This window comes from Streptomyces sp. KPB2, from assembly GCF_003950055.1.
In the GTDB taxonomy this organism is placed as follows: Bacteria; Actinomycetota; Actinomycetes; order Streptomycetales; family Streptomycetaceae; genus Streptomyces; species Streptomyces salinarius.
In genome coordinates this window covers 6,927,006-6,941,848 of sequence record NZ_CP034353.1, presented here as the reverse complement: position 1 = coordinate 6,941,848, position 14,843 = coordinate 6,927,006, and the positions used below count along the sequence as shown (strand labels likewise).

10 protein-coding genes are annotated in these 14,843 nt (G+C 74.2%); 5 read left to right on the top strand and 5 right to left on the bottom strand.

Annotated features, from left to right (window positions below; all coding sequences use genetic code 11):
• Positions 1-51: 51 nt before the first annotated feature.
• The 5 genes from D1J63_RS31390 to D1J63_RS31370 form a co-directional block, all read right to left on the bottom strand.
• Positions 52-1,494 carry an aminotransferase class III-fold pyridoxal phosphate-dependent enzyme gene (locus D1J63_RS31390; protein ID WP_125633500.1) on the bottom strand — a complete coding sequence of 481 codons (1,443 nt, stop codon included), beginning with the start codon at positions 1,492-1,494 and terminating at the stop codon, positions 52-54.
• Positions 1,491-2,612, bottom strand: a complete 1,122-nt coding sequence (locus D1J63_RS31385; RefSeq protein WP_125633498.1) for an SDR family oxidoreductase — start codon at positions 2,610-2,612, stop codon at positions 1,491-1,493. The genes D1J63_RS31390 and D1J63_RS31385 overlap by 4 nt, the downstream gene beginning before the upstream one ends.
• A 53-nt stretch (positions 2,613-2,665) precedes the next feature.
• Complete coding sequence (locus tag D1J63_RS31380; RefSeq protein WP_125633496.1) at positions 2,666-3,799, bottom strand: acyl-CoA dehydrogenase family protein; 1,134 nt, start codon at positions 3,797-3,799, stop codon at positions 2,666-2,668.
• 72 nt (positions 3,800-3,871) lie between these two features.
• Positions 3,872-4,834, bottom strand: a complete 963-nt coding sequence (locus D1J63_RS31375) for a DUF2156 domain-containing protein (protein WP_102931689.1) — start codon at positions 4,832-4,834, stop codon at positions 3,872-3,874.
• On the bottom strand, positions 4,818-5,324 hold the full coding sequence (locus D1J63_RS31370) for a hypothetical protein (protein ID WP_125633494.1): 507 nt from the start codon (positions 5,322-5,324) through the stop codon (positions 4,818-4,820). The genes D1J63_RS31375 and D1J63_RS31370 overlap by 17 nt, the downstream gene beginning before the upstream one ends.
• A 162-nt stretch (positions 5,325-5,486) precedes the next feature.
• On the opposite strand from D1J63_RS31370, the gene D1J63_RS31365 reads away from it, so the two are divergent.
• The 5 genes from D1J63_RS31365 to D1J63_RS31345 all read left to right on the top strand — a co-directional run bounded on the left by D1J63_RS31365 (position 5,487) and on the right by D1J63_RS31345 (position 14,829).
• On the top strand, positions 5,487-6,929 hold the full coding sequence (locus tag D1J63_RS31365; RefSeq protein WP_125633492.1) for a PLP-dependent aminotransferase family protein: 1,443 nt from the start codon (positions 5,487-5,489) through the stop codon (positions 6,927-6,929).
• Positions 6,930-7,523: 594 nt separating this feature from the next.
• A complete protein-coding gene (locus D1J63_RS31360; RefSeq protein ID WP_125633490.1) occupies positions 7,524-9,110 on the top strand; it encodes an alkaline phosphatase D family protein in 1,587 nt (528 codons plus the stop codon).
• A gap of 149 nt (positions 9,111-9,259) precedes the next feature.
• Complete coding sequence (locus tag D1J63_RS31355) at positions 9,260-10,663, top strand: SWIM zinc finger family protein (RefSeq protein WP_125633488.1); 1,404 nt, start codon at positions 9,260-9,262, stop codon at positions 10,661-10,663.
• A gap of 80 nt (positions 10,664-10,743) precedes the next feature.
• On the top strand, positions 10,744-13,401 hold the full coding sequence (locus tag D1J63_RS31350; RefSeq protein WP_277601473.1) for a DUF6493 family protein: 2,658 nt from the start codon (positions 10,744-10,746) through the stop codon (positions 13,399-13,401).
• A gap of 114 nt (positions 13,402-13,515) precedes the next feature.
• Positions 13,516-14,829 carry a GNAT family N-acetyltransferase gene (locus tag D1J63_RS31345; RefSeq protein ID WP_125633486.1) on the top strand — a complete coding sequence of 438 codons (1,314 nt, stop codon included), beginning with the start codon at positions 13,516-13,518 and terminating at the stop codon, positions 14,827-14,829.
• Positions 14,830-14,843: the final 14 nt, after the last annotated feature.

Genomic DNA, 14,843 nt, shown 5'->3' with positions numbered 1-14,843 from the left:
CGGACGCTGGTGTCCGGAGTCGGTGGCTGGCGCCGGCGCCAGGAGCCGGTGTCAGCCGGTCATACGGTCGGCCGTGCTGCGCAGGGCCGCGCCGAGGGTGGTGAGGAACAGGTCGAGCGCGGAGTCCTCGACCACGGCCGGCGGGGTCAGCCGCAGCACCCGGGTCGAGTTGAGGGAGTTGTTGACGAGCACACCGCGCGAGATCAGCTCCAGCATGAGTTCGCCGACCGCCTGTTCCTCGGCGAACTCGACGCCGATCAGCAGACCCCGGCCGCGCACTTCGCGGACCAGTCCGCCCCGGTACGGCGCGCACACGTCCCGTACGGCGGCGAGGATGCGCGGGCCGAGCGCGGCGGCCCGGGCCACGGTGTCCTCCTTCTCCATGGCCCGTACGGTGGCGAGGGCGGCGGCGCAGGCGATCGGCGAGGCGCCGAAGGTGGAGGTGTGCAGGTAGGGGTCGCGGCTGAAGGGGGCGTAGGCCTCCGCGGTGGCGACCATCGCGGCGACCGGTACGACACCGCCGCTGAGTCCCTTGCCGACGAGCAGCACGTCCGGACGCACGCCCTCGGCATCGACGCCCCACCAGGTGCCCAGCCGTCCCATGCCGGTCTGGATCTCGTCGACGACCAGCAGGGCGCCGTACGCCCGGCACAGCGCCCGCACCCGGCCGAGGTAGCCGGGGTTGGGGATGCGTACGCCGCCCTCGCCCTGGACGGGTTCGACGATGACGCAGGCCCGGTCGCGTTGGGCGGCCAGCGCCTGTTCGAGGTCGGCCGGGTCGTCGTAGGCCACCTGGGTGACGTCCGGGAGCAGGGGCTGGAAGGGCGTCTGGTACGTGGCGTTGGCGGTGACGCTCAGCGCGCCGAGGGTCTTGCCGTGGAAGCCGCTGCGGGTGGTGATCACCGAGGTGAGTCCGTGGGCGCGGGCCAGTTTCAGGGCCGCCTCGGTGGCCTCGGCGCCGGAGTTGACGAAGTGGACGTAGTCGAGGCCGGGCGGGGTGTGGGCGGCCAGGGCCTGGGCGGCCCGGGCGGCGACGGGTTCGAGGAGGACGCGGCTGGCCAGCGGGTGGGTGTCGATCTGTTGGTGCACCGCTTCGACGACGGCCGGGTGGCGGTGGCCCATGATGAAGACGCCGTAGCCGCCGAAGTCCAGGAAGCGGCGGCCGTCGTCGGTGTGGATCCAGACCCCCTCGGAGCGGACCTCGGCCATGCCGCCCATGACACGGCCCATCACGGCGCGGCCGGAGCCGATGTGCTTCTGGTAGAGGTCGACGGTGTCGGGCCGGTCGCTCGGCGCGGCGGTTCCGGCGCGCGGGGCGGAGGGCTCGGAGGGCGGGGCGGAGGAGGGCGTGGCGGTCCCGGAGCGCGGCGTGGCGGCCCCGTTGCACGAAGCGGGGGATCCGGAGGTCGAGGCGGCGAACCCGGCGGACGGCCCGGTGGTCCGGGTGGTCCCGGTAGTCCCGGTAGTCCCGGTGGACGGGGGTGACACGGTCATGACGCCACCTCCATGGGGGCGGTCGTGGCGGATCGGTTCCGGCTGAGCAGGCCGGCCCTGTCGCCGGCCCAGCGCTCCGCGTTGCGTACGAGTGCGGCCCGGATGTCGGTCCGGGTCAGGCGGGTGCCGCAGTCGGGCTCGCCGAGGGAGGTGGCGAACGGCAGGTCCCGCTGGAACACCGGCAGCAGTTCCGCGCAGTACTCCAGCCGCCGCCGGAGCGACGCGGGCAGCGCGGTGCCCTCCGGCATGGGCAGGAGCAGCCGGTGCACGGCATCGACGGGAACGAACCGGGGCCGCCGGGGCCGGGGCAGGCCGTGGCGTACGGCGACGTCCGCGCAGACGTCGGCGAACTCCCGCAGGCAGATGGCCTCCTTGCCGGCCGTCAGCCAGTACTCCCCGTCGGCCACACCGCCCCGGACCAGGTCGCCGATGGCCCGCGAGACGTGGTCCCGGGGCACCATGTCGATCCGGGCGTCGGGGGTTCCGGGCAGCACCGGGGCCTGCCCCAGGACCATCGAGCCGATCGCCTTGGTCAGTCCCTGCTGACCGGCGATCCGCCCGCTGACGGAGTCACCCATGACGGCCGAGGGCCGGACGATGGCGCCGGGCACGCCCGCCTCACGTGTCAGCTGTTCGGCCCCGGCCCTGGAGTCGAGGTGGGCGGCCGCACCCGGGAAGCGCCGACGGTCCTCCTCCGTGGGGGTGTTGGCCACGAACGCGGTACTCACCAGGTACAGCGGGGCGTCGGCGCGGGCCGCCAGGTCGAGCATGGTGTCGGCACCGCGCAGATTGGTGCGCGTGATGTCCTGCGGCCGGGCCCGCCAGTTGGTCTCGGCGGCGCAGTGCAGCACCACGTCCACCTCGAGGGCCAGTTCGTGCCAGGCCAGTGGGCTCAGACCGAGCCGGGGAGCGACCAGGTCGCCCCGCAGCTCGCGCACCCGCGGATCGCCCAACGGTGTGTCGCGGCGCAGGCACAGCAGGTCGAAGTCGGGTGACAGCTCGTCGATCAGGGCACGTCCGAGCACTCCGGAACCGCCGGTGAGCAGCAGGGAGGGGCGGTCGGGCCGTCCCGTACGGCCGACGGGCAGGAGGGCGAGACGCTGGTTGTCTGACGGCATGGGGGTGGGTACTCCCAACGGGTCTCGGCCCACCGATGGACGGTGGGGCGCGGTCAGGCGATGGCGAGTGGCCCGTCCGCCAGGTACGCGGAGAGCTGGGCGGTCATCCGGGAGCGCGACGGCGGGTGCAGGGAGAGGCCGTTGGCGCAGGCGGCCAGGTGGCCCACCTCGTCGGACGTCATGAAGTTGAGGCCGCCGAGGAGTTCGACCGCGCGCGGGACGACTCGGGCGATGGCGTCCTGGACGCCGTAGCGCGCGTACAACGCCTGTGCGAGCGCCGACTCGTCGAGGTCACCGGCGTCGATGCGCCGGGCGACGCACTCGGCGGTGGCCATGGCGGCCTCGGTCTCGACGAAGAGGCGTACGCGCTCGTGCTCGGGGATGCGGTCGTTCAGCAGCACCCGCTCCACCAGCGCGCTCGCGGCGCCGAGGTAGCTGCCCGTCATCAGTGTCTCGAACCAGATCAGCCCGGCCGTCTGAAGTTCGTCGAGCTGTTCACCGGAGGTCGTCCCGGTGCGCAGCAGGAGTTCCGGTGGGACGAGGACGTCGGTGAGCGTGACCTGTTCGCTCTCTGCGCCGGCGAGGAAGGCGCTGGACCAGAAGCCGCTGACACTCATCCCCTCGCTCTCCGCGGGCACGAGGGCCACGGCGAGTTCGTCGCCCTGCCCGTCCTCGCGCGGGATCGTCACGCTGGCGGTGAGCACGTCCATGGAGTGGGCCAGGCTGCACGGCCGTTTGACGCCGTTGATCCGGACGCCGTCCGCGGTCACCGTGGCGGTCATCGACGGGTCGAGGATGCCCGCGCCGCTGCGGCCCTCGGCGAAGCCGGAGGCGATCACGCGGTTGGACGAGGCCACGCCCTCGATCAGCATCCACTCCAAGCCGTCGCCGAGGCCACCGATCCCGACCAGGGTGGCCATGGAGAAGTGGTGCATGGTCGTGGCCACGGCCAGGGACGGCGAGCGGCTGCCGATGGCCCGCTGGACGCGCAGGGCGTCGAGCGCGGTGGCGCCCCGGCCCTGGTGGGACTCGGGGACGAGCAGTCCTGGACCGCCGCTGTCCCGGAAGTGCCGGATGCCCGGGCTGCCCGGCCGTTCCAGTTCCATCAGCGGGGCCTCGCGCAGGGCGGGGTCCAGTTCGGGCAGCAGCTTCGCGAGGGTGGCGCGTTCACGCTCTAGGAATCTCATGGGCGTGCGGTCCTCCAGGGTGGGATGAAGACGGAATCGGCGCGGCACTCGCGCGGCCGTGGACGCGGTGCCTCAGAGGGCGTTGGTGGCGCGCAGCAACTGCCAGACCGCGCCGGGGCGGGGCCGGCCGCGGAAGGCGATGTACTCCGGCAGGACCACGTGCGGGGCCCACTTCTGCTTGTACTCGAGCTGGGAGGCCGCCGGGTAGATCACGTCGCCGTGCTCGGCCAGGAGACGGGCCAGCCGGGCGAACATTCGGCTGGCACCGGGCAGTTCGTGCTCCGGGTCGAGCCCGGTGAACGGGGTGAAGCCGAAGTGCAGCCAGCCCGCTCCTTCGGCGGTGAGCCGTTCCATGACGGTGGCGTTGAGCGCCTCCATCACGCCGGGCGGAGCGTCGGGACGGCGCCGGCTGAGGTCGTGCAGCCAGCCGGATCGGCTGCCGTAGACCGGCGAGTAGTTGATGTAGCCGGCCGTCTCGCCGTCGATCCGGCCGACGAACAGCCGGCGGTGCCGCTGCAGGCTCCCGTTGCGCTGGCCGACCAGGAAGCGCAGCTCCTTGACGTGCCGGCCCTTGTCCCGCAGCCAGCACTGGTCGATCCGGTCCAGTTCGGAGCAGTCGTCGCCGGCCATGACCTCGGCGACCTCCAGGCCCGCCCGCCGGGCGCGCGAGATCTTGTTCCGCAGCCGGACGAACCGTGAGCCGCGCAGCGTGAAACGGCTCAGGTCGACCGCGTACGACGCCCCGAGCTGGTTGACCGTGAAGCCGTGCGCCGCGTACAGCTCGGCGTCCGCCCGCTGCAGTTGCACGGCGACCAGACGGCGGCCGGCGTGGGCGGCGAACGCGTCCAGCAGGCGCGCACGGTGCTCCGGCGCGGTGAACGGGCCGCCGAATTGCAGTACGTAGCGGCCCGAGGTGCGATAGGCGCAGGCGCCGTCGAACCCGCTGTCGTGGAAGTACGCGTTCCCGCTGTTGAGGGCGAGAAACGAACTGGGGTTGTCGCTGTGCGCGGCGAGTGTGTCAAGCACGGAGGGCATCGGCGTCCTCCACGGAAGTCCGCACGGCGGCGCTTTCGCCGGAATCCGCCGCCGATTGGTATCGCTGCTCGAACCTGCGGAACTCCGGGGTGGTTTCCGGCTCGAAGGCGACACCGAAGGGTTTGAGGGAGTTCCCGAAGAGGGCGCGGTCGCCCATGAGGTGGATCGGGAGGGCCAGCAGGGCCCATTCCGGCCGGACGAACAGCGCCCACGCCCCGGCCAGGACACCCGCTGTGACCAGGCTGTGCATGGTGTTGTAGGCCACGTAGCAGGCGCGCGGAACGTGTCCGTCCGGGCTGCGCCGGAAGGCGATCGCGCCGGGCAGGTATCCGACGACGTCGATCACCGCGAACAGCAGCACGAAGACGGCCCAGCGGATTTCCGCGAGGTGCTGGAATGCGAGCACGACCGATACGGTGAGAAAGCCCAGCCATTCGAGTCGGGTGAGAGCGAAGGTGGTCTTCGTCTCGAAACGGTTCTTGGCGTCCACGAGCGCTCCTGGATTGCGCGTACGATTCCGGGGCGCGACCTCGGCCTGCCCCCTCGCTGTGGTCTGTCACTCCTGTTTACGCACCAGCGGGTCCAACCCCTCGTAAAGTGGAGGCGATTGAGAAGACGTGGTGCGGACGTGATGTTCGGGGGGACTTCTTTCATGACGCCGTCGACCGGTCCGGGCGGCCCTCCTGGCTCCGCCGCAGGCAGCGCGGCCTGGGAGTTGCTGCTGCCCGCCGCCTCGGCACCGGCACGCGCGCGTGGCCGCGCCTTGCAGGAGGCCCTGCGCGACGCGGTCCGCTCGGGCCGGCTCCCGCCGGGCACCCGCCTGCCGTCCAGCCGGAACCTGGCGGCCGACCTCAAGGTGTCGCGGGGGCTGGTGACGGAGGCATACGAGCAGCTGACCGCCGAGGGCTATCTGCGCAGCGGGCGGGGCGCGGGGACGTGGGTGGGGGACGCCGTACGGGCCGCGCGTCCGCGCGCGCGTGACCTCGCCCCGCGCTCCCCCGCCGATCGCGTCGACTTCGTGCCGGGGACACCGGATCTGTCGCTGTTCCCGCGCTCGGCGTGGGCCGCCGCGCAACGGGGCGTGCTGACGGAGCTGCCGCACGAGAGCCTCGGCTACCCCGACCCGCGCGGGCTGCCCCGGCTGCGGACCGCGCTGGCCGAGCTGCTCGCGCGGCGCCGGGGCGTGGTGGCCGACCCGGAGCGGATCATGGTGGTCTCCGGCGTGGCACAGGCCACCTCGCTGCTGGCGGGCGTGCTCCACGCGCGCGGGACGCGCACCGCCGGTGTCGAGGACCCCGGCAGCCCTCAGCACCACGCCCTGTACGCCGCGGCGGGCCTCGACACGGTGGCCCTCCCCCTGGACGACGAGGGCCTCGCCACGGACCCGCTGTACGCGTCGGGCGTCCGGCTCGTGGTGACGACGCCGGCCCACCAGTTCCCCACCGGGATCGCCTACTCGGCGCGGCGACGCGCCGAACTGCTCGGCTGGGCACGGTCCGTGGACGGTCTCGTCCTGGAGGACGACTACGACGGCGACTTCCGCTACGACCGTGCCCCCGTGGGCGCGCTCCAGGGGCTCGATCCGGAACGCGTCGCCTATACGGGCTCGGTGAGCAAGTCCCTCGCCCCGGGGCTGCGGCTGGGCTGGCTGCTGGTGCCGGACTGGCTGGCGGACGACGTCGTCGAGCGCAAGCGCACCACCGACCTGGGGCACCCGGCCCTCGACCAGGCGCTCTTCGCCCGCTTCGTCGAGCGCGGCGACTACGACCGCCAGCTCCGCGCCTGTCAGCGCGCCTACCGAGAGCGCCGTGACGCCCTGGTCACGGCGCTGGCGCAGCACTTCCCCGGCGCCCGCGTTACCGGCATCGCCGCCGGGCTGCACGCCATCGCCACGCTTCCCGGGCGGCACGGTCCCGAGGAGAGCTTCCTCGCGCGCGTGAGGGAGGCGGGCGTCGCGGTGCGCTCGCTGGCGGCCTACGGGCACGGCGGGTCGGCCGGAGCACGGGCGCAGGAGGTGCGGCTGGTCCTGGGGTACGCCCATCTGTCGCCGGGACGGATCCGGGCGGGGGTGGCGAGGATGGCGCGGGCCGTGTGACGTGGCGCGCCTGCCTCGCGCGGATGCACGGCCGGAGGGCCGCGGGTCACTCGCTCGTCCGGGTCGGGGTCCGGGTCCAGGTCCAGGTCCGGGTCCAGGTCTGGGTCGGGGTCCACGTCTGGGCCGGGGCCCGGGTCCGGGGCCGGGTCGGGGTCCAGGTCGGGGTCCGGGTCCGGTCGGGGTCCACGTCTGGGCCGGGGCCCGGGTCCGGGGCCGGGTCGGGGTCCAGGTCGGGGTCCGGGTCCGGTCGGGGTCCACGTCTGGGCCCGGGCCCGGGTCCAGGTCCGGGTCGGGGTCCGGGTCGGGGTCCGGGTCCGGGTCCGGGTCCAGGTCGGGGTCCAGGTCCGGGGCCCGGGTCGGGGTCCAGGTCCGGGTCCAGGTCCGGGTCCGGGTCGGGGTCCAGGTCCGGGGCCGGGTCCGGGTCCGGGGCCCGGGTCGGGGTCCAGGTCCGGGGCCGGGTCCGGGTCGGGGTCCGGGCCGGTTGTTCACCCGGAATTTCCGTGGGCGCCGCGCCGTGCCAGTAGGTCTGGCTCTGCACCATGGCCCGAACGCACCCCGGCAGCGGGCCGGATCCCGTCCCCTGGAGGCACCTCCATGTCACCACGTCCGTTGCCCGGCCGTCGCAGCGTGCTGCGCGGTTCGCTCGCCGCGTCGGCGGCCTTGACCCTGCCCACCGCCCTCGGGGCGGCGCCGGCCTTCGCCCGTTCGGGACGGCCGGGGGCGGGCTGGGGCGTGCAGCCGGGAGACGTGACCTCCCACTCCGGTCTGGTGTGGGTGCGGTCCGACCGGCCGGCCCGGATGATCGTCGAGACGTCCGCGACCGAGTCGTTCCGCCGCCCGCACCGCTGGCACGGCCCGCTGCTGGGAGGCGACACCGACTTCACCGGCACCACGCGGCTGCGCGGGCTGCCGCCGGGCGAGCAGATCCACTACCGGGTGCTCCTCGCCGACCCGGACGATCCGCGCCGCACCGGCGAGCCGGTCACCGGCACCTTCCGCACCGTGCCGGTCCGCCGGCGCGACGGCGTGCGGTTCGTGTGGTCCGGCGACCTCGCGGGCCAGGGCTGGGGCATCAACCCCGACCTCGGCGGCTACCGCATCTACGACGCCATGGGCGCCCTGGACCCCGACTTCTTCCTGTGCAGCGGGGACAACATCTACGCCGACGGACCCATCCCGGAGACGGCCGCCCTGCCCGGCGGCGGCACCTGGCGGAACATCACGACCGAGGAGAAGTCCAAGGTCGCCGAGACGCTCGCCGAGTTCCGGGGCAACTTCCGCTACAACCTGCTCGACGAGAACCTGCGGCGCTTCAACGCCAGGGTTCCGTCGATCGTCCAGTGGGACGACCACGAGGTCCGCAACAACTGGTACCCGGGCCAGGTGATCGCGGACACGGACGACCGGTACACCGAGAAGAGCGTCGACGTCCTGGCCGCCCGTGCTCGGCGCGCGTTCGGCGAGTACTTCCCGATCTCCACCCTGCGCCCCGGCGCGCGTGAGGGGCGGGTGCACCGGGTGCTGCGCCAGGGGCCGCTGCTCGACGTGTTCGTGCTGGACATGCGGACGTATCGCAACGCCAACTCCCCCGGCGGCCAGACCGTGGACCCGCAGGGCATCCTGGGGCGCGAGCAGTTGGAGTGGCTCAAGCGGGAGCTGGCCCGGTCGCGGGCGGTGTGGAAGGTGATCGCGGCGGACATGCCCATCGGGCTGGTCGTGCCGGACGCGACCGAGGGTGCGCCCAACATCGAGGCGGTCGCGCAGGGCGACCCCGGCGCACCGCTGGGGCGCGAGCTGCAGATCGCCGAGCTGCTGCGCTTCGTCAAGCATCGCCGGATCACCGGCACGGTGTGGCTGACGGCGGACGTGCACCACACCTCGGCCCAGCACTACCAGCCCTCGCGGGCCGCGTTCGACGACTTCGAGCCGTTCTGGGAGTTCGTGTCCGGGCCGCTCAACGCGGGCGCGTTCCCGGCCAGCGCGCTGGACGGCACCTTCGGTCCCGAACGGGTCTTCGTGAAGGCGCCGACCGCCTCGAACGTCTCGCCCGCGGGCGGCTACCAGTTCTTCGGCGAGGTCGACATCGACGGCGACAGCGCCGAGATGACGGTGCGGCTGCGCGAGCAGGACGGCACGGTGCTGTTCACGAAGGTGCTGCGGCCGGGCCGGGTCGGCCAGTAGTCCCGTAGCCTGTCGGTGGGCCGCGCACCGGCGTCATCCCCCGGTGCGCGGCCCCGCGTCCTCGTGCGAGGCGCGCCGCAACTTCCCGGCCCTGGCGGCTGTTTCCGCAGGTCGGAGCGATTGTCAGTGGGCGCCTCTACGGTTTTTCCATGACGCGATCTTTGCAGGCCGTGGCCTATCGACGACCCTCCGTACTGGAGTCCGCGGCGGGCGGACAGCGCCTGGGACTGGAGACCTCCCAGGGTGCGACGCCCGCCGGTGCCGTGGACCATCCGCGGTTCTTCGCGGGGTTCCTGACATCCCCCCAGAAGGCGTCCGCGGGCCTGCTCGCGGTGGCCGACGTGGCCGCCGCACGGTACTACCAGCCGCAGCTGCGCGCCTCGCTCGACCCGGTGGTGACGGGCAGCGGCGACCGGCTCCGTTTCGAGTCCTTCTCCGGCTGCGGCGGGGTCTACGCCCGTCTGGACGTGCTGGAGGCGGGCCTCGACGGCGGCGAGGTCGGGCACGGCACGACGAACGTCGACGTCAACGACCCGTTGCGCGAGGCCCTGTCCCGGATGGGTGCCGACGATCCGCTGCACCTGCGGGTGGGCCCCGAGGAGATGGCGGTGACCACGCTGGACGGCCCGGTCGTGGAGAAGAAGGTGCCGCTGCCCGACCGGTGGCTGCGCGGATTCGCCGAGGCCCAGGTCATAGCGGCCGGCTTCGACCTGCGGGCCGAACTGGACGCGGCCGAGGCGGTGCGTTTCCTGCGGGCGCTGCCCCGCGGCGGCAGGAGCGGGGCGGCCGGGCCCCGGTGGGTGGTGCCCTCCGGGCGTTCGCTGCGGCCGACGACGCGAGCGGTGCCCGGCGCGGTGTGTCTGCCCGGTCCGGAGCGATTGGCCGCCCTGCGCCGCGTGCTGCGCCATGCCACGGCGCTGCGGGTCTACGGGCCCACGATCGCCTCGGGCGCCGCCGCCACGGCCTCCGCCTGGGAGGTGCTCATGCCGGGCATGCGCCTCACCCTCACCCTTTCCCCCGACGCCGCGCGCGGGTTCTCCGGAGAGGGCGGGGTCCTGGACGCGCTCGCCACCGACGAGGCCGCGGCGGACGCGGAACTGGTCTCGGTGCTCCTCGCCTGGGAGCCGCGGATCGACATCGCCGACCTGGCCGCCGCCTCGGGACTGACCGCGGAGCGGGTGCGCGCGGCGCTGGTCCGCCTGGGCACGTCCGGGCGCGTCGGGTACGACACGGCGGAGGCGGCCTACTTCCACCGGGAGCTGCCGTACGACGCGGAGCGCGTGGAGCGCCACAATCCCCGGCTGCGTTCGGCCCGCGCCCTGGTGGCGGCGGGCGCGGTCGCTCTGGACGGCCCGATCGCGACGGTCACGGCCGACGACGGTCATGTGCACCGGGTGCGCGAGAAGGCGGGGGTGCTCTCGTGCAGCTGCCTGTGGTGGGCCAAGTACCGGGGCGGGCGCGGTCCGTGCAAGCACGCGCTGGCGGTGCGGATGGTACGGCGGGGAGCCGGCGAGGCGCAGGGGACGGTTCGGATCGACGGGGGTGCGCGATGACGGCGACGGTGACGGCTGCGGGTACGGCTGCGACAGCGACAGCGACTACAGCTACGAGCACGGACACGGCGGGGCTGCTGGTGGAGGCGGTGCGAGCGGGGCGGACGGCCGAGGTCGTGTCGCTGCTCGACGGCATGACCGACACCGAGCGGCGCGCTTGTTTCCCCGAGTTGAAGGCCCTCCGCCAGGAGCTGCGGACGGAGCGCTGGTCCGCGGAGTCCCGCCGGGCCCACCCGGCCCTGCATGCCGCCGGGGCGGCCTGCCAGACCGGTGCGGCGGCCGTGGCGAACTGGCTCGCGGCCGTCGACCTGCGCTGGTCGCAGGCGTCACCGGCGGTTCTGCTGCACGTACTGGGCGACCGGGATGCCGGGTGGCTGGCCGACGTGGTGGCCCGGCTCGCCCAACGTCCGGCCACGTCCAACGTGTCGTACGAGCTGATGGCCGGCCTCGTGCGGTTGTCCGGCTGTCCGGTGCCGACGACGGAGGCGTATGTCCAGGGCTGGTTGCTCCACATCGGTGGCGGCTGGCAACGCGGTGGCACGCTCCGCGACCGCCTGCGCCGGGACCCGCACCTGGCGGAGATGGTCGCCGCCCTCTTCCGCACCGAAGGCGTCGGCGCCCGGTTGGGGTGGCTGTCCGGCGACGGACCGGACGGCTGGACCAGCGCGCTGGCCGAGCTGACCGCCGAGGGCGCGCTCGACCGGCGGACGATGGTCGACGCGTGCGTGGCCCGACTGCTGCGCGGTGGCGCGCCGACCGAACTGCGGGTGTTCCTCCGTCTGTTGCAGGCCCTCTCGCTCACCCTCGACGAGGAGCGGCAGCGGACGGCCGACTGGACGGCGCTCGCCTCGGACGCCCAGCCGGCGGTTGCCTCTCACGCCCAGTCGGTGCTGGGCGCCCTGGCCCTGGCCGGAGAGCTGCCGCCGCGGCAGTTGGCGGAGGTGACCGAGGCGGTGCTGTTCCGCACGGAGAAGAAGCTCGTGCGGGCGCAGCTCGTGCTGCTGGGCAAGGTACTGGTCCGGGACGGCGCCACGGCGACGGTGCTGCTGCCGGCCGCCGCCCAGGCGTTCGGGCACGAGGACTCCGATGTCCAGGACCGGGCCCTGAAGCTGATCGAACGGCATCTCGGCAAGGTCACCGCCCCGGAGGTCCGGGAGGAACTGGCGCAAGCGGCGGAGCAGTTGGTGCCCGCCCTGCGTTCGCGGGCGGTGCGCAGCCTGGGCGCGGCCCCGGCGGACGCCCGGCCCGTGGCTCACGAGGAGGTGCTGCCCGCCGTCCCGGAGCGGGTGCGGCTGGCTCCCGCTCCCGCCACGGCGGTCGAGGTCGCCGAGGAGGTCAGCGCGCTGCTGGCCTCGGGCGGTGACGTGTCCGGCTTCGAGCGTGCCCTGGACGGGCTGGTCCGGCACGCGCACCGGGACCGGGAGGCCCTGCTGGACGCCCTCGAACCGGTCGTCGCCCGTCGCTGGTGGGCCGAGCGGGAACAGCGGCCCGGCCACCCGTCGGACGACTTCTTCGCTCGCCGTCACGAACTCTTCGACGCTGCGCGCGCCCTCGACCTCCTCCTCGCGACCCTGTACGGGAAGGTGCGCACGGACACCTTGCACCGGGTGGTCCGGGACGGGGTCCCGAATTCCGGCTGCGTGCACAACTCGCTCGCCCGCCCCTTCGAGGCCCGTGTGTGGGAGGTGGCGCACCGGCTGCGCACCGATCCCCTGCCGTTCCTGCTGGCCACCCCCACCTGGGGCACGGGTCTGCTCGAACCGGGCGAACTGGTGGACCGTCTGGACGCCTACCGGCGCGCGGGCGTCCGGGTCGCCGCGGTCGACTTCGGCCAGGCACTGCTGCGGGTGTGCCGGGGCGACCGGACGGCGGCGGTGGCGGCGGCCGAACGCGCGGCGGCGCTCGGGACCGGGGAAGGTGAGCGGCTCGCCCGCCTGCTGACCGGCGAGCGGACCGCCCCTGTCACGACCCGGCGGACGGCGGACGCCCGCATCCTGGTGGAACTCGGCGAGGTGCCCGAACTGGGGGCCGAGGAGTTCCCCGCCGCCCTCCGGCTGTTGGGCCGCCCGGCGAGCCCCTCCGTGGACCGGTGGTATTGCAGCCACTGGAGCGACGCGATACGGCAGCACTGGCTCGCCCTGCTGCCCGAACGGCCGGAGCTGGTGGCCGCCCGGCTGCTGCGGGACGTGTCCCAGGTGGCCGTGGACGACCAGCGGGGCGCCGCCGCGGCGGTACTGCCCCACCTCGCCGACGCGGACGGCGAGGCGGGCGAATCCGTGCACCTGTGCGTGGCGTACGGGCTGGGTGCGCGGCACGCCGAGGACCGGCTCGCCGCCGTGGACGCGCTGCTGATGCTCGCGGCGCGCGGTCGGCTGGAGCCGGACCGGCTGGGCGCGGACCTCGGGCAGCTGGTGCGGCGCGGTGCGGTGAAGCCGGTGCGGCTCGCCGACGCGGTGCGCACCGCCGCGGCGACGGGCGCGCAGGCCACGGTGTGGGCTGTTCTGCGGCAGGTGCTGCCCGTGCTGCTCGCCGACCTCGTCACCGGCGGCGCGACGACGCCCTCGGCCCGTGGGCTCGGTGAGCTGCTGGCCGTGGCGGCCGAGTGTGCGGAACGGACGGGCGCACAGGGGGAACTGCCCCACCTGTCGGGGGTGGCGGGCCGGCGTGGCACGTCACGGCTGGTGACGCAGGCGCGGCGCCTGCGGGAGGCGCTGGCCACGGCGCCCGCGGCGGCCTGATCCCACCTGCCCGAAAGGGTGGAAAACGCCCCAGAAGCCTTCTTTACCCATCGGTCACAGAGCGTTCGCGATCACGCAACACCGTTCCCTCACAGTGGGTGCATGAGTCGAGACATGTCTGATGTGACGGATGCCGTGGCACACCTCGCCGGGCACGGCACGGCGGTGCCCGCCATGGTGCTGGCCTCGGTGGCGGCCCTGATGGTCACGGCGGGCCTGCGTTCCCGGTGGTCACGACGCCACGGGCACGCGCCGCCCGCGGACGATACCGGCGCCCGGCCACCGACCGACGAGCGGCCGGCCGGGCTCGGGCGGACCGAACGTGAGGGCGGCGGGAGCGCGTTGTGGCGGATGCGGACGACGGTGCGGGACGAGCCGGGATCGCTGGCCGAGCTGTGCGCGGCCCTCGCCGAGCGGCGGATCGACATCCTGAGTCTGCAGACGCACCCGCTGGCCGAGGGCACGGTGGACGAGTTCCTGCTCCGTGCCCCGGGTGAGCTGAGCGGGACGGAGCTGGCCGGCGTGGTGACGGCGGCGGGCGGTGCGCGGACCTGGACGGAGCGTGCGGACGCCCACGACCTGGTGGACGCGCCGACCCGGGTGCTGGGCCTGGCCACCCGCACGGCCCTGGACGCGGCCGAGCTGCCGCTGGCGCTCAGGCAGTTGCTGGGCAGGTGCACCATCCGGTCCCTGCCCGCCACGGCCGGGGCGGAGGCCGTCGAGGCCGTACCTCCGGAGGGTGCGCTGGAGGACACCGTGCTGCGCCTGCGCGCCCCGGAGGGCGGGGTGATCAGCGTGGAGCGCCCCCATCTGCCCTTCACCCCGGCCGAGTTCGCCCGGGCGCGGGCGCTGGTCGAGCTGGACGCCCGGCTCGGTCCGCGGATCCCGCGCGGCCGGGACGTGCTGACGCTCGCCGAGGGCAGCGACATCACGGTCCGCCGGGCCGACACGCGTGACGTCCCGGCCGCCAAGGCGATGCACGAGCGCTGCTCGGCACGGACCCTCGGGCTGCGGTATCACGGCCCGGTCGGGGACGCCGACCGGTATCTCGGCCACCTGCTGAGCCCGCGCTTCGGTCGCACCCTCGCCGCGCAGACCGCCTCGGGGCGGATCGTCGGACTCGGTCACCTGCTGTGGGACGGGGACGAGACGGAGGTGGCGCTGCTCGTCGAGGACGCCTGGCAGCGCCGCGGCATCGGTGGCGAACTCCTGGGCCGGCTCGTCGCGATGGCGGCGGAGACGGGCTGCGAGAGCGTGTACGCGGTGACGCAGGCGTCCAACACCGGCATGGTCGCCGCGATGCGCGGCCTGGGCCTCCCCCTCGACTACCAGATCGAGGAGGGGACCCTGGTCGTCACGGCCCGTCTGGACCCGTCCGCCCGAGCCGCGGCACACCTGCCGCAGGGGGACCCGGTCGGCCGCGAGTGAGTGCCGGCGGGCGC

Excerpts from the sequence above, each read along its gene's own strand:
- D1J63_RS31390 (WP_125633500.1), bottom strand. The coding sequence starts at position 1,494 with ATGACCGTGTCACCCCCGTCCACCGGGACTACCGGGACTACCGGGACC.
- D1J63_RS31365 (WP_125633492.1), top strand. The coding sequence starts at position 5,487 with ATGACGCCGTCGACCGGTCCGGGCGGCCCTCCTGGCTCCGCCGCAGGC.
- D1J63_RS31380 (WP_125633496.1), bottom strand. The coding sequence starts at position 3,799 with ATGAGATTCCTAGAGCGTGAACGCGCCACCCTCGCGAAGCTGCTGCCC.
- D1J63_RS31355 (WP_125633488.1), top strand. The coding sequence starts at position 9,260 with ATGACGCGATCTTTGCAGGCCGTGGCCTATCGACGACCCTCCGTACTG.
- D1J63_RS31345 (WP_125633486.1), top strand. The coding sequence starts at position 13,516 with ATGTCTGATGTGACGGATGCCGTGGCACACCTCGCCGGGCACGGCACG.
- D1J63_RS31385 (WP_125633498.1), bottom strand. The coding sequence starts at position 2,612 with ATGCCGTCAGACAACCAGCGTCTCGCCCTCCTGCCCGTCGGCCGTACG.
- D1J63_RS31360 (WP_125633490.1), top strand. The coding sequence starts at position 7,524 with ATGTCACCACGTCCGTTGCCCGGCCGTCGCAGCGTGCTGCGCGGTTCG.
- D1J63_RS31375 (WP_102931689.1), bottom strand. The coding sequence starts at position 4,834 with ATGCCCTCCGTGCTTGACACACTCGCCGCGCACAGCGACAACCCCAGT.